Annotated in this window: 22 protein-coding genes; 15 read left to right on the top strand and 7 right to left on the bottom strand. The window is 59.5% G+C overall.

The annotated features are described in order from the left end of the window. Nucleotides 1–66 precede the first annotated feature (66 nt). Both cueR and BUA54_RS17750 read right to left on the bottom strand, forming a co-directional pair. The gene (gene cueR / locus BUA54_RS17755) at nucleotides 67–450 is read right to left on the bottom strand and encodes a Cu(I)-responsive transcriptional regulator (RefSeq protein ID WP_072858608.1); all 384 of its coding nucleotides are present in this window, start codon (nucleotides 448–450) and stop codon (nucleotides 67–69) included. Between the two features lie 10 nt (nucleotides 451–460). Then, the gene (locus BUA54_RS17750; RefSeq protein WP_072858607.1) at nucleotides 461–2962 is read right to left on the bottom strand and encodes a heavy metal translocating P-type ATPase; all 2502 of its coding nucleotides are present in this window, start codon (nucleotides 2960–2962) and stop codon (nucleotides 461–463) included. A gap of 141 nt (nucleotides 2963–3103) precedes the next feature. Between BUA54_RS17750 and BUA54_RS17745 the strand changes: the two genes are divergently transcribed. Both BUA54_RS17745 and lgt read left to right on the top strand, forming a co-directional pair. Further along, nucleotides 3104–3718 carry an EF-hand domain-containing protein gene (locus BUA54_RS17745; protein ID WP_072858606.1) on the top strand — a complete coding sequence of 205 codons (615 nt, stop codon included), beginning with the start codon at nucleotides 3104–3106 and terminating at the stop codon, nucleotides 3716–3718. A 174-nt stretch (nucleotides 3719–3892) separates the two neighbouring features. Further along, the gene (gene lgt / locus BUA54_RS17740; protein ID WP_072858605.1) at nucleotides 3893–4816 is read left to right on the top strand and encodes a prolipoprotein diacylglyceryl transferase; all 924 of its coding nucleotides are present in this window, start codon (nucleotides 3893–3895) and stop codon (nucleotides 4814–4816) included. A 248-nt stretch (nucleotides 4817–5064) separates the two neighbouring features. Here lgt and BUA54_RS17735 read toward each other — a convergent pair whose 3' ends face one another. The 5 genes from BUA54_RS17735 to BUA54_RS20945 all read right to left on the bottom strand — a co-directional run bounded on the left by BUA54_RS17735 (nucleotide 5065) and on the right by BUA54_RS20945 (nucleotide 7906). Further along, on the bottom strand, nucleotides 5065–5319 hold the full coding sequence (locus tag BUA54_RS17735) for a WGR domain-containing protein (RefSeq protein WP_245810782.1): 255 nt from the start codon (nucleotides 5317–5319) through the stop codon (nucleotides 5065–5067). Then, entirely contained in the window at nucleotides 5316–5600 is a 285-nt protein-coding gene (locus BUA54_RS17730; RefSeq protein WP_072858603.1) for a hypothetical protein, read from the bottom strand. Before BUA54_RS17730 ends, BUA54_RS17735 begins: the two co-directional genes overlap by 4 nt. Continuing rightward, a complete protein-coding gene (locus BUA54_RS17725) occupies nucleotides 5597–6490 on the bottom strand; it encodes a hypothetical protein (protein ID WP_072858602.1) in 894 nt (297 codons plus the stop codon). Before BUA54_RS17725 ends, BUA54_RS17730 begins: the two co-directional genes overlap by 4 nt. A 303-nt stretch (nucleotides 6491–6793) precedes the next feature. After that, entirely contained in the window at nucleotides 6794–7528 is a 735-nt protein-coding gene (locus BUA54_RS17720; RefSeq protein ID WP_072858601.1) for a hypothetical protein, read from the bottom strand. Between the two features lie 177 nt (nucleotides 7529–7705). Then, on the bottom strand, nucleotides 7706–7906 hold the full coding sequence (locus BUA54_RS20945; protein WP_143155489.1) for a hypothetical protein: 201 nt from the start codon (nucleotides 7904–7906) through the stop codon (nucleotides 7706–7708). Between the two features lie 283 nt (nucleotides 7907–8189). On the opposite strand from BUA54_RS20945, the gene BUA54_RS20940 reads away from it, so the two are divergent. The 13 genes from BUA54_RS20940 to BUA54_RS17655 all read left to right on the top strand — a co-directional run bounded on the left by BUA54_RS20940 (nucleotide 8190) and on the right by BUA54_RS17655 (nucleotide 20047). After that, complete coding sequence (locus BUA54_RS20940; RefSeq protein ID WP_143155488.1) at nucleotides 8190–9338, top strand: hypothetical protein; 1149 nt, start codon at nucleotides 8190–8192, stop codon at nucleotides 9336–9338. Between the two features lie 444 nt (nucleotides 9339–9782). After that, entirely contained in the window at nucleotides 9783–10733 is a 951-nt protein-coding gene (locus tag BUA54_RS17710; protein ID WP_072858599.1) for an alpha/beta hydrolase, read from the top strand. 173 nt (nucleotides 10734–10906) lie between these two features. Next, the gene (locus BUA54_RS20935) at nucleotides 10907–11275 is read left to right on the top strand and encodes a hypothetical protein (protein WP_143155487.1); all 369 of its coding nucleotides are present in this window, start codon (nucleotides 10907–10909) and stop codon (nucleotides 11273–11275) included. Between the two features lie 34 nt (nucleotides 11276–11309). Further along, complete coding sequence (locus BUA54_RS21595) at nucleotides 11310–11933, top strand: lytic transglycosylase domain-containing protein (RefSeq protein ID WP_245810780.1); 624 nt, start codon at nucleotides 11310–11312, stop codon at nucleotides 11931–11933. A gap of 11 nt (nucleotides 11934–11944) precedes the next feature. Beyond that, complete coding sequence (locus BUA54_RS17695) at nucleotides 11945–12244, top strand: TrbC/VirB2 family protein (protein WP_072858625.1); 300 nt, start codon at nucleotides 11945–11947, stop codon at nucleotides 12242–12244. Beyond that, nucleotides 12244–12537: a VirB3 family type IV secretion system protein gene (locus BUA54_RS17690; RefSeq protein WP_072858596.1), complete on the top strand. Its 294-nt coding sequence runs from the start codon at nucleotides 12244–12246 to the stop codon at nucleotides 12535–12537. Before BUA54_RS17695 ends, BUA54_RS17690 begins: the two co-directional genes overlap by 1 nt. Beyond that, a complete protein-coding gene (locus BUA54_RS17685) occupies nucleotides 12530–14863 on the top strand; it encodes a VirB4 family type IV secretion/conjugal transfer ATPase (RefSeq protein WP_072858595.1) in 2334 nt (777 codons plus the stop codon). Before BUA54_RS17690 ends, BUA54_RS17685 begins: the two co-directional genes overlap by 8 nt. Before the next feature lie 155 nt (nucleotides 14864–15018). Further along, nucleotides 15019–16122, top strand: a complete 1104-nt coding sequence (locus BUA54_RS17680) for a lytic transglycosylase domain-containing protein (RefSeq protein ID WP_143155486.1) — start codon at nucleotides 15019–15021, stop codon at nucleotides 16120–16122. Next, a complete protein-coding gene (locus tag BUA54_RS17675; RefSeq protein WP_072858594.1) occupies nucleotides 16119–16904 on the top strand; it encodes a type IV secretion system protein in 786 nt (261 codons plus the stop codon). The genes BUA54_RS17680 and BUA54_RS17675 overlap by 4 nt, the downstream gene beginning before the upstream one ends. Nucleotides 16905–16921: 17 nt before the next feature. Further along, nucleotides 16922–17479, top strand: a complete 558-nt coding sequence (locus BUA54_RS17670) for a hypothetical protein (RefSeq protein ID WP_072858593.1) — start codon at nucleotides 16922–16924, stop codon at nucleotides 17477–17479. A 4-nt stretch (nucleotides 17480–17483) separates the two neighbouring features. Beyond that, nucleotides 17484–18560, top strand: a complete 1077-nt coding sequence (locus BUA54_RS17665) for a TrbL/VirB6 family protein (protein WP_072858592.1) — start codon at nucleotides 17484–17486, stop codon at nucleotides 18558–18560. Between the two features lie 33 nt (nucleotides 18561–18593). Beyond that, entirely contained in the window at nucleotides 18594–19349 is a 756-nt protein-coding gene (locus tag BUA54_RS17660) for a VirB8 family type IV secretion system protein (protein WP_084114537.1), read from the top strand. Then, nucleotides 19346–20047, top strand: coding sequence for a TrbG/VirB9 family P-type conjugative transfer protein (locus BUA54_RS17655; protein WP_072858591.1), 702 nt, complete (start codon nucleotides 19346–19348; stop codon nucleotides 20045–20047). The genes BUA54_RS17660 and BUA54_RS17655 overlap by 4 nt, the downstream gene beginning before the upstream one ends. Nucleotides 20048–20049 lie beyond the last annotated feature (2 nt).

Here is a 20049-nt window from a genome sequence, read left to right as displayed (position 1 = left end):
ACGGGCATCGTGCATCCGTTGCCGGGAAAAACTTGGCGATCCCCGAGCATCAGTCTTTAGAGCAAACTAAACCGCCAGATCGGCAAGGATCGGGCAATCAGGGCGGTGATCGCCGGCGCAGGACTCGACAAGATTTCCAAGTGTGGCACGCATCTCAGTCAGTTCTGCGATTTTGCGGTCGATGCGCCCAAGGTGTTCCTGCGCAATATGTTTGACCTCGGCGCTGGCGCGGGCGGTGTCGGCATAAAGCTTCAGCAGGCTGCGGCAATCCTCGATGGTAAAGCCCAGGGCCCGCGCACGGCCCAGAAACGCCAGCTTGTGGACGTCACTTTGCCGAAAGGTGCGATAGCCATTGGCGCTGCGTTTCGGCTGCACAAGGCCGATATCCTCGTAATAGCGAATGGTTTTCGCAGGCAACCCCGCATGTGTGGCGACGTCTCCGATATTCATGATCAGGACCTTATTGGGCTGGGGCAGGTGAAAGGTGGGACGTCGGCTGTGCCGGTGTCGCCTCACTCATGGCGGGCCGGACGCGGCGCAAGCGCAACGCGTTGCTCAGCACGAAGACAGAGCTGAGCGCCATTGCCCCGGCGGCCAGCACCGGCGACAGCAAAAGCCCAAAAGCTGGATAGAGGATGCCCGCCGCGACCGGGATCAGCGCAACGTTATAGCCGAAGGCCCAGAACAGGTTCTGGCGAATATTGCGCATCGTTTTGGTTGAAACCGCGAAGGCATTCACCACGCCGCGCAGATCGCCCGACATCAGCACCACATCGGCGGATTCAATGGCGACGTCGGTGCCGGTACCGATGGCGATACCAACATCCGCATGGGCCAGGGCGGGCGCGTCGTTGATGCCGTCACCGACAAAGGCGATATGCTGGCCTGCACCGCGCAATTCATCCAGCGCCGCCACCTTGCCGTCGGGCAGGACGCCCGCGATCACATGATCGATGCCGGTCTCGCGGGCGATAGCTTCTGCCGTTTCACGCTTGTCGCCGGTGATCATCGCAACCTTGAGGCCGAGATCGTGCAGCGCCCGAATGGCGGCGGCACTGGCCGGTTTCACCGGGTCGGCAACGGCGATCACCGCCGCGACACGCCTGTCGATAGCGGCAAACAACGCGGTGCGGCCTTGTTCGGCCAAGTGGCTTTCGGCCGCGACAAGCGCGCTGGCGTCGATGCCCTCTCGGGTCATCAGACGATCCGCGCCGATCAGCACGTCATGGCCCGCAACCTGCGCGCGGACGCCGTAGCCGGTGACCGAGGTGAAGTCGTCCACCGGGTGCCGGGTGACGTTTTCCGCCTTCCCCGCCCGCACGATGGCCTCGGCGATCGGGTGTTCCGACTGTGCCTCGACCGCTGCCACCAGCGCCAGGACCTCTGCGCGGTCAAAGCCCTCGGCCAGTACCAGATCGGTCAGCGCCGGGCGACCTTCGGTCACGGTGCCGGTCTTGTCGAGCGCCACGACCGTCACGTCGGTCAGCTGTTGCAGCGCGTCGCCCTTGCGGAACAGCACGCCCATGTCCGCGGCCCGCCCGGTGCCGACCATGATCGAGGTCGGTGTTGCCAACCCCATCGCACAGGGGCAGGCAATGATCAGCACCGACACACCTGCGACCAGCGCATACGACAGCGACGGACCAAGCAGCAGCCAGACGATGACGGTCAGCGCGGCAATCGCCATGACGGCGGGGACGAACCACAGCGTGATCCGGTCGACCAGACCCTGGATTGGCAGCTTGGCGCCCTGCGCCTCCTCCACCATGCGGATAATCTGGGCCAGTGTTGTGTCGGCCCCGACGCGGGTGGCACGGAACTGGAACGCCCCTGCCCCGTTGACCGTGCCGCCGGTGACCGCATCGCCGGTGGTCTTGGCGACCGGCACCGGTTCGCCAGTGATCATGCTTTCATCGACCCGCGCGTGGCCCTCGCTGACCTCGCCATCGACGGCAATCCGCTCGCCGGGGCGGACGACAAGGATGTCACCGACATGGATCTTCTCAATGGCCACGTCCTGCGGTTCACCGTCAACCAGTACCCGCGCGGTGCGTGCCTGCAATCTCAGCAACTTCTGGATCGCAGCCCCGGTGCGGCCTTTGGCGCGGGCCTCCAGCCAACGGCCCAGCAAGATGAGGACGACGATTACGGCGGCAGCCTCGAAATAGATCGCGCGGGAGGCTTCGGGCAGTAAGGTTGGCGCGAACAAGGCAACCAGCGAATAGAGGTAGGCCGCAGCGGTGCCGACCGCCACGAGGCTGTTCATGTCCGGCGCACCCTTGAACAGTGCCGGAAAGCCTTTGGTATAGAAACTGCGACCAGGCCAGACCAGCACGAGGGTCGTCAGCAGGAACTGGATCACCCAGCTGGTCTGATGCCCCAGCGTGCGCTCGATTAGATCGGCCATGCCCGGCACGATATGCGCGCCCATCTCAAGGATGAACACCGGCAGGGCCAGTGCGGCGGCAATGGCGGTCTTGCGGGCCCAAGCGTGGGCCTCGCCGGCCTTGCGGGCACCGCGATCCTCCGGCGCTGTATCCGCCGCTGGTTCCGCCGGATAGCCTGCCGCCGCGGACGCCTGCAGCAGATCTGAGAGGGTTACGGAACCTTCGACATAGGTCACAGTCGCGGTTTCCGACGCCAGGTTCACGTTTACGGATTGCACACCCGGCACCGCCGCAAGCGCCTTGTCGACACGCCCGACACAAGACGCGCAGGTCATTGCAGTCACATTCAAGCGCACGCTTTTTGTGCGCGCCGGATAGCCAGCCCGATCCAGCGCCGCCACGGCCGCAGCCACCCGGTCAGGCGTATCGACCTCGGCCTGCACCGTCTCGCTGGCCAAATTCACCCGCACGTCACTGATGCCCGGCACCGCCGTCAACGACCTCTCGACCCGGCCGACGCAGGACGCGCAGGACATGTTTTCAACGGACAACTGAAGACGCTGCGACGTAGACATGGGACAATCCTGCTTTGGTTCACACCCAAGATGGGGTCTCCACCCGCTGGAAGGTCAAGGGGGCCGGCTTTATTATTGTGACGACCTTGACCTTCCAGTGGCAGAACCCCCCACCTGTCAATCAGATCAAAGGAGAACAACATGACCACATACTTTCAGACGAACCGTAAAATTCTTCTCGCGGCAACCGCATCGGTTGCAACCCTGCTGGGTGGCGCTGCCATCGCCGAATCTCACGATGGGCAGGGTCAGGCCGGGGCCATGGACGAAGGCGGCATGGCCATACACGACGGCGGCAAAGGCATGATGGGGGGCATGTCCGACATGATGGGCATGATGCAGCGCATGCACGGTAATATGATGGGCGGCGGCATGATGGGTGGCGGCCAGATGGGCGGCGACATGATGCAGATGTTCGACACCAATGAAGACGGCATCGTCACCGCCGACGAGATGCGGACCGAGCTGCAAGCCAAGCTGACGGATTACGACGCCGACATTAACGGCGCGCTTTCGATTGCCGAGTTCGAGACGCTGCACAGCGCCATGATACGTGAAATGATGGTGGACCGGTTTCAAGAGCTCGACGCCGACGGCGACGGCTCTGTCACAGGTGAAGAAATGACCGCTCCCGCCGACAGGATGGCCCGCATGGAAAAGATGCACTCCGGGATGGGCGGCATGATGGGTCAATCCGACGGTGGCATGGACATGAAAATGCACATGAACGACGACGACACCAAGACCGGCAACTGATCGATCTGGCGCCGTCACAGTGTGACGGCGCCACTGCCTTGAACATCCATACAATACTGATGTCGCAGGTTCACGCAGGCGGCGACTAATCGCTGTATGTCCTCTAGGCAGGCGTCCTGCGCGCATCATGCCCAAAGTGGCATCCACTCCCAACACTCCCGAAAGCGAAAAATAATGCTGACTGCTGCGATCCCGTTCCCGGATATCGGCCCGGATATCTTTGCGTTCGAACTGGGGTCGCTGCACCTCGCGCTGCGCTGGTATGCGCTGGCCTATATCGCCGGAGTCATCATCGGCACGTGGCTCTGTATACGGACGATCCGAAAACCGGCGGTTTGGGGACCCTTGGGGCCACCGGTATCGCGCAGCCAGATCGAAGACCTTGTCACTTGGATCGTGGCCGGTGTCATCATCGGTGGGCGCGTCGGCTATACGATGTTTTACCAGCCGGAGTACTACCTGCAGCACCCACTGGAGATCCTGATGGTCTGGCAGGGTGGTATGTCGTTTCACGGCGGCTTTATCGGTGTGGTCATTGCTGCAACTTCATTCTGCCTGCGCCAAAAAGTACCGTTGCTGAGCAGCGCTGATCTGCTGGCACTGGCTACGCCGCCGGGGCTGTTGCTGGGGCGTCTGGCCAATTTCACCAATAACGAGCTATGGGGCCGCCCGACTGATATGCCCTGGGGCGTCACCTTTCCGGGTGAGGCGGCGCAGGCCTGCGAGGGCATCGCTGGCCTCTGCGCGCGGCATCCGTCGCAGATCTACGAGGCACTACTGGAAGGCGTCATGCTGGGCACCCTGATGCTGGTTCTCGCATGGCGGCGCGGTTGGCTCAAAATGCCGGGTGCGATCACGGGGGTTTTCCTTGCGGGCTATGGTTTGTCGCGGGCTTTTGTGGAGTTGTTTCGCCAACCGGACCTTCAGTTTGTCAGCCCGGGCAACCCGGTGGGCTATGCCTTGCAGGTCGGGGACTGGGGTCTGACGATGGGTCAGATGCTGTCCTTGCCAATGGTCATCGTCGGACTGGCACTGATCTGGTGGTCTTTTCATCGGGTCCGTCATGACCCACAGGCTGCCTCAAGCACCACAGCGTGACGCCGTCGAATATGGAACGTACGCGATGGCGGGCAAGACCGGATCAATCAGGTGTTCAGCATTACGGCAACGCCAACCCTAGCCGCACCTGATAGGTTGCAGCGGAGGGGATGAACCGTGGTTCTCCATAACCCTAACTGGTCAGGTTTGTTTCAGCGTCGTGATCCGTTCATCTTCGAGTGCGGCCGGTCTGATTGAGTTGCGAGCAGTGCCATGAGGGAAAAGCGTCACATAACTAACTATCGGCGTTAGACGTAGCCCTGTTTCACCTTGCGCTTTGCGACCTCCGATAAAGCATCGACTGCTAGCCCCTCGTCCGGAAAAAAGCGGGTTGTGGTCGATCCTGGGGAACCGACATGACCGGATTCCGCGACAAGTGCGGCACCCCCGAATAGATCAGGCTGAACGGTCACAAGGTAGAAGCGGCGGACGGCCCCCTCGGGGTCCGTTCGCCGCAACCGCAAAACGGTCGGAAACATTTCGATCTGCTGCGGATCGTTCACTCTGACGGGCTCCATTTGGCGCTGTCATTCAGGAAGCGTTCGTATCGCTGCGTGGTGATCAGCATTTCCTGAAACACCCTGACGCGCTCGGCATCGAGACAGGCGGTGTAGAGGGACGCATCCCGAAAATACTGGTCGAACTCGTCTTTGAACTCTTCGCGAAAATCATGCGCCAGCTCCGGTGTCGTCGGCGTTGGCGCGATCGGTGGATCACACCATTCAGCAAAGGCGGCTGCGGGGCTGACCACGGCCAGCATAGCGAGGATCAGAAGTGGTTTCATCGGTCGATGGTCCCTTCCCTCACCGCCTGACCGTGAACTGCAAGCTGGGCCGCAAAGCGCGGGGCGTTGTAGGTCGATTGGATCGCAGCCACGCGCTGCTCGTAGGCATCGGCGCCTATGACGCGGCGCAGGTCGCTTTCGTGGAAAGCCCGATTGGCGAAGGGTGCTGGCTTCGCCATAAGCAGAACCGGATCGGTGCAGACGGCGGGCGGTGTCGGTGGCGCTGGTGCTTTGGGCTTGTGCTGAAACGTCGGCTTGGCCTTGCGGACAAAGGCAATAAGCCACGACAGTGGCGCTATGCTCCGGTCGTTGCGGGCGTTGAGCATGTGAAACCCTTTCCAAAGAAACTGCGTGTCCATGCCTGCGGCCTCGGTGCCTTTCTTGGCATCTTCGATGATCGTGGCAAAGGGCGTTTGATAGACTGACCCTGCCCCGTCCAAAATCTGTATGATTGAGGTCGTATCATTATTACTTTTTGTTCTTGTATATAGAGAAGGCGGCGGTGGACTGCCGGTTACTCGTTTTTCATGGGAAATATTGACGGTTTCAGCCGGTGCCAGATCCTCGTCAGGGACGGCATTTGCGTCCGCGTCATAGACCTTTGAAAACGTGAAAAGGTGCCGGTCATGGTGGCGGCGCACGATGGTCAGCCCAAACAGGTGCGCCAGCTCGTCCAGGGCGGAACGGATAGTGCGGTCGCTGATCCCGGTCATGGCCTGCAACTCCTTCATCGTGAAGGCGGCGAAACCGCACGGTGCGCCTCTGAATTTGCCGTCATAGCTGATGTAGCCTGCCAACAGGTTTGCGATGCGCAGCGCGGCCCCTGTCATGGGGGTCCGCGCAAACAAGCGCATGAAATCCCCGCTGCGGGGGATGGTCGATGTGGTCACTGTTCTTATCCTCGCTCGGTGAAGCGAAGCGGTGATCGAGCAAATTTTTCCTGTTCGCACAGATGCGTTTTTTAGTTGCTCGTCATGTGGGGAGGGGTTAGAACAATAGCTGAATTGATTGATAGCTCGGGATTGGCGTCCCGGTTCTATACCCCCCCGCAGGTTTCCGCCTCGCGGGGGTTTTGCTTTTTAGTCTTTCGTTTCGCTCCTTGGTCATGATTCCGTTAACGGATTAATAACCAGCATACCCAGTATGGGTACTACCGCCAATTCTTGTGTAAGGCTGGATACCGCACACAAGCTTTAGTAGTTCACCTGCTCGTGGCCGTAAGTTCCGCTGTAGTCCTTCCACTCAACAAAGATCGAACGGTTGTTGACCGATGGACAGGAACCTCCGTACCCCTCGGTTCCAAAGTGAGCCGCAGGCAGGTCGTAGATTCTGGCGCTGCGCCACTGGTAATCGCCTTGGATGCCATAGCTGCCAATGCGGACCGACGATGATCGTGTGCATTCACGGTCTCGGCCCATTTCACGCTGGCGGGCGTTCACGTCGAACACGCGGATCGAGCGCACGAAGTCATAGATCGGGTCGGAAATATCTATGTCGGCCCCCTGCCCTGCGACCAGTTGCAGGATCGACTCTGCATCTGGTTGATAGTCGTGATCGCGGAACACCGCGGGGATGGGCGCAAGCGCGGTCGCCTGATGGCCGGCCGGGATAGACTGCATCGGACGCTTGGCGTCAGCAAAGGTTGCTTCATGGAACCGCTGCAGGGGGCTGGTGGGTTCACCTTCGTAAGAGGCCCCCATCGGACAGCGCCAGATTTGCAGCGGCGGTTCTATTGGCCAAGGCGTGACGCGCCGAATGAACGTGGCATATGCCAATGTACATTCGGCAGACTTGGGCCAGCCGCCCGCCAGACATAGCAGTATGGCGCAATCCACGTTGAACGCGGCGTTTGCTTCGCGCGGGGCGTTAAAGATTGCCGCGGCCGCTACAGCGGCGGTTAGTGAAGTTGATCTTAGAAGGGTCAGCATTAAGGACCTCCTGAAACGCATATTTATAAGTTTGTAACGTTTCTATAAAACTATCACCGGAGGTTCGTAAAGCGGTTTGACCGCCGCGACTGGTCGGAAAGATGCTCGACCGTCCCGCGCGAACATCTTCATATTTGCACAGCGCCGGGACGTAGGTACGGCTCTCGTGATCGAGATTCAGTCGTAAATCACGTCCTTGCACGGCTGGTCCTTCCACATCGGCGCGGTCTGACCCGTATTCCATTCGTAGAGCCAGCCGACAATTTTGAGGGTCTTTCGATCTAAAATGCGCTTGATCGCGCGTGCGTGTCTTAGTCTGACAACGCCTCTTTCAGACGTTCCACTAGACAACTCGCGGTTGCGATCGTGTTTTGTCATTATGGTGCCCTCTCATGTTACGCAGCGTGATTTCTACCGGTGGGGGTGAAAAAGACATGCGGACTCGCCAATAGCTAGTGACACGACGACACGAACGACATGAAGTGAAACGTTCAGCGACAGGAAACGACATAACTCACGTTAAGACGCTGAAGTTAATAGAAATAATAAAATGGTCTTGTGAAAGAAATGTTGACCTTCGGGGGATGAAGCCGCGAACTATGTCGTGGTATAGAAGACCTTCACATCGACACGAAACGACGCATCAGACCGGAAAGTGTTGATGGTAAACGGAAAGTACTACATCGAGCCACCCAACGACGATCAGGATTTCAGATCGCTCATTCGGGCAGCGATCGCCGCTGGTGTTGGCCGGGATGTGTCGGCGAATGGCGAACCAGCTGAACCCTGGACGGCAGAAACGCTCACGGCGGCTATCAACCAGGTTGAATCGGGTCGAAGTATGATCGACCTACGAACCGTGCAGAGGTGGCTCGCTCCGCAGGGTCGTGGTGGCATAAGCGTTCCCAACTTGCGCCGATTGGCAATGGTCTTTGGGTGCGGCGATGCCCGCAAAGCAAGCGCGTGGCAGGTGGCTTTGATGCGGGCGCGTGAGCGCACAAGAGCCGAACCGCGCAATGGTGCAGATGATAGCTCGCCCGATGATCCAGGTTATGATCCAGCCGCGATCCCAGCAGGCGGTGGGCCGATCCGAACACCTGGTCTGGCAAGATCATGGGAGGCTTGGTTCAGTCGCGATGACACGCTCAAGCTATCAATCTTGATCTGGGCGGCCTATGCCGTGAACGGGCTAGTGAACGGAATCTTGGGTCTGCTGTCGGTCAGCTACAGCGTGACACCCGATTTTTCCAAAGAGGTCGGATTTCTTTGGGCACCAACTTGGACCGTTTTGCCAGCACTGATCCTGCCGCTGTTCATCATGCGGGTGAGCTTTAGTCTGACGCACTGGCGGTCGTATGGGCGCGGTCGTCTGTTTGATGGATCGTCTTGCGATACGCGCACAGAAGAAGATGCGTCATTATGGGACGCTCGAATAGACAGGACCGCCTTCCCTTTCTGGATGATCCTCGTGCTGTGTCTGGGTGGCGTTTTTCTTGCCCAATGGGTCGGGATATGTCTTCGGCTTTATGCGGAAGGTGAGGCTGGGATATACCAAATTGACAGAAACCTTCTGACCCTCGTTCGGCCGGAATTTGTTGGTCAGGGTGCGTCGGCTGTCGTTTCCATGTTTGGTTATCTCTACTCCGCTCTCTACGTGTTCATATTTCTGACTGCGCTCATGTTCCTTTTTATCATGGCCGGGGATTATGAATGGCTGGCCCGCAACATCAATGACGGTGAAACCGAACACGAGGATGCGATCCAGGAGGGGTCATGGATCGCGATGTCAGCCTTTGATGCAGCACTTTGATTGGCTGGGCAGCGATTGCGATCAAACTTCAGGCGGCATATCTATCATCGGATGCGCCAAATATCGCGCTTTGGATTTTCCACGATCTGACCAGCGTCCTGGGGTTGTCCGCGGACGTCAACGGGAGCCTGCCTAATACGTCCGTCTCACATTTTACGACGTTTCTGTTGATTGCGGTCGCCAATTTTGCGCTCTTTGTGTGTGCGTCACGGGTCAGTAGGGGCCAAATGGCGCTTCGCCAAATCGCACAAGACGGTAACATAGCGGCGCGTCCCCGGTTCGGATATGTTCCGTGGAAGACGTTCGTCATTGTTCAATTTGTTCTGGTCTGCACCCTTCTGTCTATAGGCCAGATCCAAGGCTTTTCGCTTGCGCTTGTCGGCTCTCTGGTGCTTTCGGTCGGGTGTCTGACAAGACGCCGCACTCGCTCTGGGAAGAAATATTATGGAACAAGCACCGTTTTTCACGGAAATCGCTGAAGGTCCGGAGGGCGGTCAAGCCTTTTGGGCGCATGCTGAAGACGGGCTGAGGTTACGGCTTGCTCACTGGCCGGTTTCAAGCGCGGATCGGCGTGGCGAAGGGACTGTCTTCATCGCACCGGGGCGTTCCGGCTACATCGAGCGGTATGGCCATTTGGCTAAGCGGTTGGGAGAGGCAGGACTCGGTACGTTTGTGATTGATTGGCGTGGTCATGGGTTGTCGGACAGGCTGACAGATGATCCGAAAATCTGCCACGTCGAGCGGTTCACCGACTACCAGCACGATCTTGATGCGATGATCCAAGCAGCCCGCGATCTTGACCTGCCGCGGCCTTGGACGCTGATCGGCAATTCGATGGGCGCGGCGATCGCGCTACGCGGTCTGGTCCAGGGAATCGAACTGAAGGCTTGCGCCTTCGTTGGGCCGATGTGGGGGATCACCCTGCCGCCGCCCATTCGTTCGATTGCTGGTGTGTTGTCTAAAGGCGCGCGACTGAGCGGGTTCGGAAAGCGCTTTGCACCGGGACAAAGCGGGCAACCCTATGTCACAAAAGCCCCCTTCGAAGAAAACACGATGACGGGGAACGCAGAAGAATACGCTTACTGGCAGTCGCAGGCGAAGGCTCATCCGGAGCTGATGATCGGTGGCGTGAGCTTCGGCTGGCTCAACGAGTCTTTGAAAGAGTGTCGTGCGCTCGCTTCGATGCCTTCACCAGCGATTCCCTGTCTCGCTTTCTGCGGAGAGGATGATGGGGATGTGGATAAAGAAGCGATCCGCACCCGCATGGCGGACTGGCCGAACGGCAACTACGTCCTGATCCCGAAAGGTCGCCACGATCTTTTATCTGAAAAACCGGAGATCCGTGAGGCGGTGATCCACCAGATTCTCAATCTCTCGGGTAACATTACCCCGTGATAGCTTTGATTCGCGAGTTTTGCCCTTTATGCATAGTTTGGAAGACGAACCAGACTCAATTGGCGTACTCATAGATTTCTGCGGAATTTATAGGTTGTGCGCATATTTATAAGAATGTAGGTTGAAGGTGCCCAGGTAGGGTGCCTGATCCTTCAGACAGAAGGACCACAGGCGTGGATGTAGATTTACAAAGAGAAGCGCCAAATGTGGTCATGGAACCAGAGTTTCGACAGCTGCTTCGGATGGGGTATCAAGCTCAAGTCCTTTGCGTGGGAGATGCCTACTACAAAGCAGCTGTCTGGTATGGCGAGTGGACAGTCCGCGTCGTCAGCGATGATGGAAGCGTCGCAAAAACACTGGTCGTATTTCCGCGCCGAGCGGGCGAAGTTCAAGAAATCAAGATTAAAGTCTTCCGGACGATCAACGGCTGCGCATCGTTTATGCACCGAATGGGTTTCGCAGACTTCACCGTCCCATTTTTCGAGGGGGGGCAGTCGAACCATACCCTACCCAGTGGATCTAAGGATACCAGCGACAGCTAACCTCCCGCGTCATTGCCTGATTGCATGTTTCCTATTGTCATTCACCAGCCCCGCGCTGGCAGATAATGCTTGGGGCGGCATCGGCGGCGGCTGGAAATCCATCGGCGGTGATCCAGAACCGCGGCCTGCAATCTCAACATCAAATGCACCCTCGTCTGTCATCGGTGCATCGTCAGAGGGACAAGTCCTGCCTGCGGCGTTATCCTTTGTCCCGGCCGTGGCAGGCACGAACCGGGCACTGACGCGGGCGGTTGCATCGCGCTATGCCTCGCATCCCATCGTCAAAGCTGCTGGGATAGACCCGCGCGAGTTCATCATTTTCTTTGACGTGATGATCCAGACGGAAAGCGGTTTCAACGAACTGGCCCGCAGCCCTGTCGGTGCAATCGGTCTGGCACAGCTGATGCCGGGAACGGCGCGGATGCTGGGTGTCGATCCCAACGACAGGGCTCAAAACCTTGACGGTGGTGCGCGGTATCTGATCGCGCAAATCGCAGAATTTGGAACGCTCTCGCTTGCTGTGGCAGCTTACAACGCAGGCCCCGGCGCGGTGCGGACTTACAACGGCGTCCCCCCTTACCGGGAGACCGAACGGCATGTCTCAAACGTCATGTCCAACTTCGAGCGCCAGTGGCGGCGCATTTCCTCACAGGAGTAACCATCGTGAACATGAATGCCTACCGGGCGGGCGCGCTTTGCGCCGGCGCCCTGATCCTTTGCGCCTATGGCACAGATCTTGCGGCGCAAGATATTGACTTCACGAAGGCCGAAAACGCGGGCAACCAGGTCGTTGCTTTCATGCGTGGCCCTCTGGCGACCATTGCGTTCGTGATAGCACTTGCGGCGGCGGGTTTCATGGCTGCGATGAACCGCATCAGCTGGGCGTGGCCCGGTGCCGTGATCCTCGGTGCCGTGCTGGTGTTCGGCGGTCCTGCGTTCGTCGATAGCCTCCGGTCGATCCTGTCGTAATGGAAGAAACCGTCGTCATAAAAGGGCTGACCCGGCAGGCCAAAATGGCTGGCCTGCCCCTGCCCTACTTCATGACGGTGGTCGGGCTGACCGTGCTGCCGTTCATGGTCACGAAGGCGCTGCTGTGGCTGCCAACCTTCGCGATCTGGTATTTCGGCGCACGGTCAATCACCGCGATCAACCCCAACGGTCACAGACTGATTGCCATGCGGTTGCGTCATTTGCCGCAGAGTTTTGGCCGCACCCCTATCCGTTTCCAACGCTCCACAAAGGGCCGTGCAGCCGATGTATGAACTTTATCGCAAGATGCCCTACGGGGTCGAATTTGACGACACGACCATGATCCTGCGCGACGGGTCGGTCTGCGCTGCGTTCGAGGTGAATGGCATTGATGCGGACACGTCGGATTCCTCCGACGTTCTGGACCTGCGCGCCCGCGTGTCCCAGATCCTCAACGGTCTGGACGAAAGTTTCAGCTTCTTCATCCACCGCTTTCGCCGCGACGTGCAGATCAGCGGCTACACCAAGCCGGTGCATCCCTTCGCCCATGCGGTCGATGATGCGTGGTTCGACGGGTTGAACGCCAGCCAGCCGAAAGAGGCCGTGATCGTCCTGACGATTGTGCGGGCGAACAATAATGCGCTGCGGGTGCCGCTGCTCGGCAAAGCCCTCAAGCGGGTCGGTCGGAAAAATCTGGCGGAACTGGCCGGGTCGCTCTCTGAAATTACGTCTGTGTTTGCCGACGCCCTGAACGTCACCCTGTCGCCGCTGTCTATCTCCGACGGTGCGTTTGGGTCGGCCATGGCGGTGCTGAACTTCCAGCCCTACGCGCCCATGCGCCGGGGTCTTATGACGCTCGTGGCGCAAGACGTAAGCGACGTGTCGCTGGAATTTGGTCTGGACGGCATTGTCGATGTGAACGACGGCGAAACGGTCGCGGCGGTTGTTAGCGTCAAGGAAAACCCGACGGCCACGACACCCGGCGCCCTCGATGCCTTGGGTGCGCTGGACGACGTTGTTGTGGTGCAGCACTATGCCCCGATCCACCGGGACAACATTGTAGAACAAGCCCGCACCCGCATCCTTCAGATGCAGGCCAGCAACGACCTGGCGCAACGTGTGGAAAATCAGCTTATCGACACCGTTGACCGGATCGAGTCGGGCGAACTCGGTGTAGGTGAGTATCGCCTGACGATCCTCGTCCGCGCACCCGACCGCAAAGAACTCGACGCCCGCATGTCTGACGTCATGAGCATTTGCCAGCGGGCCGGGTTTCGGATGCTGCGTGATCGGGCGGCGACGGCCACAGAACTTCTGTCCTGCCACCCCGGCAACGGTCACATGACGGCGCGATCGTCTTATGTGACCTCGGAGACCTTTGCCGATCTGGCGAGCCTGCACGGCGCTGACATTGGCGCAGGCGTTGGTGAAGTGCCTTGGAACGAACCGATCACGGTTCTGGAAACCGAACGCGGCACACCCTACCGCTTCAACCTTCACCCGCGCGGTTTGCCTGATGCCGAACCGACGAACGGCCACACCCTTGTTCTGGGACCGTCGAACGGCGGCAAGACGACGACCACCCTGTTCCTCGCGGCGCAAGCTCTGCGGCACGGCGGGCGGCTGATCGCACTGGACAAGGACCGGGCGATGGAAATGCCGATCCGCGCGATGGGCGGCACCTATGCCGCGGTGAAGGTGGGCGAGCCGACTGGCCTCAATCCCCTGCTGACCGAAACCGGCCCGCGTGGTGAAGCATGGCTTCTCGGCTGGCTCTCGGCCCTGCTGGAAAACACCGGCAAGCCCCTGACGCCGGCACAGAGCCAAGCCCTCAAAACCGCCATTCGCCAGAACGCCTCCGCGCCTGACAGCCTCAAGAATTTCTCGCAATTCGTGTCGCTGATCGGTGACGCCGACGACGGCAACGACCTCGCCCTGCGGGTCCGCGAGTGGGGGCCTGACGGGCGCTATGCGTGGGTCTTTGGTGAGAGTGACGATGTGCTTGTCAACTTAGGGGCAAACGATGTGACAGCCCTCGATCTGACGGACGTGCTGGCGGCAGGGACCGAACGCACGGCCATTCTGGCCTACCTGTTCCGCGCCCTCGAAATGGTCATGGAAGAAAAGCGGCCAATGGTGCTGCTGGTCGATGAAGCGTGGCAGGTTCTCGATGATCCCTACTTCGCGGAGGAAATGAAAAAGTGGCTCGTCACGGCACGGAAAATGAATGTGGTCGTGATGATGCTGACGCAGTTCCCGTCACAGATTCAACAATCGGCTGCGAAGTCGATCCTTGAAGGTCTGCCGAACCAACTGATCTTTCCGAACCATCGCGCCGAACCCGGCCACTATGACGGCATGTCCATGTCGGACGGCGAGCTGTCCTTCATCCTCTCCAAGTCGTTGCAGGGCCGCAAGGCGCTGCATCGCACGGATACCGGATCGACCATCCTCGATGTGGACCTGGGGCGGCTCGGCCCGCTGCTGACCGTGCTGGGTGGCGGACGGTCGGGGTCTGCCCGGTTTGGCGACGACTACCGCGACCGTCCCGACTTCTGGCGTGACCAGAACACCTCCGATGATCTTGAAACCTCCCTTGAAAGGCTCGCTCATGTCTAAGGCAATCTTGGCTTTACTCCTTCTGCCCAGTCTCACGGCCTGTGCAGAAAATCAGGGTCGCCAGACAAACTGCTGGTCCTCGAACGCTCTGGCATTTGCAGCGTCTGACGCTGCGACCGCAGCTTGCGATTGGGTCGAAATCGGTGGGTAAACTGGTGCGCCTTCCCGCCATGGCGCTTGCGCTGGCCGCCTCCGGGGCGGTGGCGCAAGGCGTGCCAGAAATTGATGTGGCTGCGCTAGCCCAGATGCAGTCGATCAACGCGGGCGAGCAAGCCCAGATGGAACAACAGGCCCAGATCAGCGCCACGTTGACCCAAAACCTCGGATCGCGGGCGGATCAGATCGCCGCCCTGCAGGACACCATCAATATGCTGCGCGGATCGTCGGCCATGACGACGGACCTCGAAGGCTTGGACGGCATGGTCGCCAGTGCGGTCTATTCGATTGAGGACAACAACCCCTACGCGGGGCGCTTGTTCGGTGACGCGCGCGAAACCATCGAGTCGATGATTGCCCAGACGGCGGTGAAGTTTGGAAGTGACCCGGCGCTGGCAGCAATTGGGATCAACCCGGTCGAGTTTCGGTGCTGGTTTCAGGCGCTGGTCAAACAGGAAAGCCGGTTCCAGATCGGGGCGCGGTCGCCTGCTGCGGCCTTCGGGCTGACGCAGATCATTCCCGGCACGGCCAAAGACCTCGGCATTTATCCGGCTTACTACACCGACCCGCACCTGCAACTGGACGGCGGAGCGCGCTACCTGATGCAGCAAATCCGCAAGTTCAAGTCGATGCCGCTGGCGCTGGCCGCCTACAACGCCGGCCCCGGCGCGGTGATGAAATATGACGGCATCCCGCCCTACCGGGAAACGCAGGATTACGTCAAAAAGATCAGCGGTTTTTACAACGTCTATGCAGCCCAGATCAGCGGCGCAGACCAGACCGGGACACTGGCGCTGGCGGATATTTCGATCTCTGAAATGTCAAACATATCGGACGCGGCCATGTCCTACGCCGGTTATAGCCAAGAAATTCTGATCCAGTCGCTCTCGCGCCTGCAAGAGATTTTGCGGCGTATCTCGCTCTCGGCCTCGGCCAAGGAAGCGATGGACCTCAACAGCTATGCCAAGGCGGACGTCACGCGCATGGCCGGTGTCCTGACCCGGCTACTGGCGGTGAAGCGCAAGGCGGAATGGGCGCAGTATGGAACGCTCTTTGCGGCCTACGCCCGCGACCGTGAATTTTTCGAAGGGATCACAGAATGAACAAGCTGCTCTCGACCGTTGCCGTGGCTCTCGCGCTGGCTGGTGGCTCTGCCACGGCGCAAGGTGTTCCGACGATTGACGTGTCCTCCATCGCCCAACTGCAACAGATGTTGGCAGAAGCCCGGTTGCAACTGAATGAGGCGGTCTCCCAGAACCTCAAGCTGGACGACCAGACCTTGAAGCTGATAGCGCAAATTCGGCTGATGGAAGATCAATACAAGGCGCTGACGGACGGCTTTGCCGAAGGCAAGCTGCTGCTGTCCGGTGACTGGTTTAAAGACTTGCTGCCGGAAATCCCTGACCTTCAAGCGTCATTGCAGGACGCCATGGCTGGCAACTGGAGTGCGATCGGTGCGGGCGGGAAAATCGGTGGACGTTCGACCACGGACATTGTGGGCGGCATCTTTGAGAGCGCCGGCACCTCGACCACGCAAATGACGTACCTCGCCAACAGCGAAGATCCTGGGGCGGCGCGGATCGGTGTGCAGGGCAACACTGGCGCGATGATGGGAGTGGCTGCGGAAGCCTCGCAAGAGGCGGCTGGAAAAAGCCTCGCACGGATCGAAGAACTGACCAGCAACATTCCCGACACGCAGGGCATGAAGGCGGCAATCGACCTGAACACCCGCATGACTGCCGAAATGGGCATGGCGCTGGCGAACATCTGGCAACTCGAAGCGGCCCAGACCATCGGCCTCGGTCAAGCGGGTGTCATGACGGCGGCCACGCTTGCGGACGAACAAAAATACCTCGACCTGACCCCATCGGAAACGTCGGATTAATGGAAAGGAACTCCACCGTGAAAACCATACTGCTGATCTGTGCCGCTGTCGCCGCACTGGCCTCCCCTGCTGCGGCCCAGCGGTTCCAGACCGAAGCCCGCGACGGTGTGCGCTACTTGGTGCCTGCTGAAGAAAGCACGCAGACTGAATTTGCCAACCTGATCCAGTCGCGGGCGATGGACATGGGCTTTTTTAGCTGGCCGATCCCCACGGAAAAAGTCGCTGCCGACCATGCAAACCGCCCGCGTCAGGTGTCGAACTGCTCCGGCCACGATCCTGATTACATTCCAGCACATGAACTTGGGGGGGTCAGCGATTGGCGGCTGGCAAATACCAAAATTGCCAAAGCGTTCATCTATGAATGGATGGCCTACGGCAACGCGATCAAGGCCAAAGACTGCACTTGCGACACGCTCAAAGCGGACTGGTCCGAAGCCGTCTCGGCCTTCGATACCTTGACCGAAGGCGTCGAAAACTTCCGCCTTTTTACGAAGGTGCCGGGTCGGATGCGGGACCAGATCAAACACGATTATGACCGCATGTGCGACATTACCATGCTGCTCGAACTGGAATAATTGAATGGCAATCGTCGCGGAAATTATGGGTTTCATCGACACCGCCGTCAGCGGTGCGGCAGAAGATACCTTTGTCGCCGTGGCGAACGGCTATGGCGGAATCGTGACGGTCTTGGCCGTCATGGCGTTCATGGTATTTGGTGTCGCTGTGGCGCTGGGTGTCGTGACCGCCCGCGCCGGTGATATGACGCAACTGGTTCTTAGGATCGTGCTGATCTTCACGTTTGGGCTGTCGTGGGCCAATTTTGAAGTGATCTACGACGCACTGACCAATACGGGCGACGGCCTCGTAACTGCCCTGTTCTCCGCTGCTACGGATGGGTCTGCGTCCTCGTCTATTGATCTAGCAGAAGGCTTTGCAGCGCAGGCACAAGAAACTGCCGGGTCAGTGATCAAAGCGGAAAGTGCCATTGCGCGGGGTTTCCTTGGGGCGATCATGTATCTGCTGCTGGCCCTGCTGCAAGCTGCCTACATTCTGGTGGCAGGGTTTGCCAAAATCATGATCGGTATTCTGGTCGGGCTGGCACCCTTCGCCATTGCGGCGACATGCCTGAACCGGACGCAATTTCTCTTTGAGGCGTGGGTGTCGGCGCTGATCGGCTACTTCATGTATCCGGTCGCCGCTGCCGGTGTGATGGGGTTTGTGGCGACGGTGGCGGAACGGGCTTTCTCAACCAGAAGCGAAGAAACCTTGATCGGCATTACCGGCGTGGTGGTTGTTATCATCGTCGGCATCTACGGCTTGTTGACGATCCCGCAAGTCGCCTCGAACATCACCGGACAACTTAACCTCGGCGGCATCGCCCCGCAGGCTTTGAGCATCGTCAGCCGTCCGGCAATCGCTGCGGGTGGGTTTATGAAGCGGTCGGGTGCGCAGGTTCTAAGCGGTGCCACCACTGGCGGCGAAACCGCCCAGCGTGCCGCCCAGACCCGTCGCTTCGGATCGGCCATGGACATGAAGCTGGCGAACGTCGGCGCGAAACTTTCAGACAACGCGGCTGGACGTCTCATTCAGAGACGGCGCGACGTGCAATTTGCCCGCGCGTCCAACGAACGCCTCCGGGCCAAAGCTAAAACTTAACCGCAAACGCGACCTCATAGACTGGAGAACGGCATGACCTCGCTCACTGCTGAACAGAGAAAGATTCTCAAAAGCCCACTTTCCAAGGTCGAGCCGCATGATCGCGCCGACGTGGAAAAAGCGGTCGCTGCGGCCAGTGAAGCGGGCGGGTCCTACTTCATCGCTGAAACGCTCCTCGGGATGCGTCAGCGGGAAAAGCGGGCTTGGGCCGTGGCCGTCACAGGCATGGTTCTGGGGCTCGCCGGGGTGGGCATGGGGGCCTACGGGCTGGCCCACAATGAGACCCAAGCCTACCTCGCAATCGTGGACAAGGACACGGGCGTGGTAGAGCGCGGCGTCAGCGTGGACCGCGCCAGCGTGGACCAGCAACAGGCGGTCGTGGAAAGCCTGATTTACGCCTACGTCATGGACCGCGAAACCTACGACGCAGACGACAACGAATATCGCATTCTGTCCGTGTTCAAGCGGTCCGCGATCCCGGTCCGCCAGTCCCTCGAACAGCTGTGGACGCCGGGCAATTCTAACTATCCGCCCGAAAGCTACGGCGTGGACGGCAAGGTCGATGTGTCGATCAACAACGTCCTGATGATCGACAACGACACGGCACAGGTCCGGTTCACCAAGACGCTGCGGCGTCCCAACGCCCCGGTCCAGCGCGGCGATTTCGTCGCAACCGTCACCACCAACTTCAATCCCAGCACGGTCGATAACAACCTGCTCCTTTGGCAGAACCCGTTCGGGTTTCAGGTCACGGGATACCGTGTCGCATCGGAAGGAACGAGCGAATGAACAAGCTGCTGTGCGCCGCCTTGCTGGCGGCCCTTGCCACCCCTGCCCTCGCGGAGACAACGCCCCGGTCGATGCGTGTCGATGCGCGGAGTGCTGTCGCGATTTATCAGGAAGGTCAGGTTTACAAGATCAACACCCAGCTGCGCCGGGTCACGCTGATAACGCTGGCCCAGGGCGAACGCTTTGTGGATTTCAAAGCCGGTGACACGGAAAGTTTTCAGTTTGCCGACACGGACGGCGGCAACGCCATTCTGGTCAAGCCGGTGATCGCGGGGGCCGTGACCAACGGCGTGATCGTCACGAACCAACGGTTCTATCTGGTCGAGCTGCACGAAAGCGCCTCGGTGCGTCCGCACTATTCGGTCAGCTTTCAATCGCCAGCCGGAAGCCATGCTGTGGCGGCGCAATCCTCGGTCCCTGCGGGAAAACCGCAAACCTATGTGATTTCGGCCGCCACGAAGGACGCCCAGATTCAGCCGGTGAATGTGTCTGACGACGGCAGGCGGACGTTCTTCACCTTCAGCCCCGACGCGCCGATCCCCAGCATCTACCGGGCCGACGCTCAAGGCCGGGAATACATCGTCAACGGGCGTACGGATGGAACGCGTGTGACCGTCGGGTCGCGGTCTGACCGCTGGGTCATTCGCTACGGCGGCGAATATATTTGTGTTCAAAGCGGGAGAATTACCAATGGCTGATG

The organism is Loktanella atrilutea (genome assembly GCF_900128995.1).
Lineage (GTDB): Bacteria > Pseudomonadota > Alphaproteobacteria > Rhodobacterales > Rhodobacteraceae > Loktanella > Loktanella atrilutea.
The sequence above is the reverse complement of the archived record's forward strand: the minus strand, read 5'-3'. Positions and strand labels throughout refer to the sequence as shown.

Coding starts and splice junctions, on each gene's coding strand:
- cueR (WP_072858608.1), bottom strand. CDS start 450: ATGAATATCGGAGACGTCGCCACACATGCGGGGTTGCCTGCGAAAACC.
- BUA54_RS17750 (WP_072858607.1), bottom strand. CDS start 2,962: ATGTCTACGTCGCAGCGTCTTCAGTTGTCCGTTGAAAACATGTCCTGC.
- BUA54_RS17745 (WP_072858606.1), top strand. CDS start 3,104: ATGACCACATACTTTCAGACGAACCGTAAAATTCTTCTCGCGGCAACC.
- lgt (WP_072858605.1), top strand. CDS start 3,893: ATGCTGACTGCTGCGATCCCGTTCCCGGATATCGGCCCGGATATCTTT.
- BUA54_RS17730 (WP_072858603.1), bottom strand. CDS start 5,600: ATGAAACCACTTCTGATCCTCGCTATGCTGGCCGTGGTCAGCCCCGCA.
- BUA54_RS17720 (WP_072858601.1), bottom strand. CDS start 7,528: ATGCTGACCCTTCTAAGATCAACTTCACTAACCGCCGCTGTAGCGGCC.
- BUA54_RS20945 (WP_143155489.1), bottom strand. CDS start 7,906: ATGACAAAACACGATCGCAACCGCGAGTTGTCTAGTGGAACGTCTGAA.
- BUA54_RS20940 (WP_143155488.1), top strand. CDS start 8,190: ATGGTAAACGGAAAGTACTACATCGAGCCACCCAACGACGATCAGGAT.
- BUA54_RS17710 (WP_072858599.1), top strand. CDS start 9,783: ATGGAACAAGCACCGTTTTTCACGGAAATCGCTGAAGGTCCGGAGGGC.
- BUA54_RS17695 (WP_072858625.1), top strand. CDS start 11,945: ATGAATGCCTACCGGGCGGGCGCGCTTTGCGCCGGCGCCCTGATCCTT.
- BUA54_RS17690 (WP_072858596.1), top strand. CDS start 12,244: ATGGAAGAAACCGTCGTCATAAAAGGGCTGACCCGGCAGGCCAAAATG.
- BUA54_RS17685 (WP_072858595.1), top strand. CDS start 12,530: ATGTATGAACTTTATCGCAAGATGCCCTACGGGGTCGAATTTGACGAC.
- BUA54_RS17675 (WP_072858594.1), top strand. CDS start 16,119: ATGAACAAGCTGCTCTCGACCGTTGCCGTGGCTCTCGCGCTGGCTGGT.
- BUA54_RS17665 (WP_072858592.1), top strand. CDS start 17,484: ATGGCAATCGTCGCGGAAATTATGGGTTTCATCGACACCGCCGTCAGC.
- BUA54_RS17660 (WP_084114537.1), top strand. CDS start 18,594: ATGACCTCGCTCACTGCTGAACAGAGAAAGATTCTCAAAAGCCCACTT.
- BUA54_RS17655 (WP_072858591.1), top strand. CDS start 19,346: ATGAACAAGCTGCTGTGCGCCGCCTTGCTGGCGGCCCTTGCCACCCCT.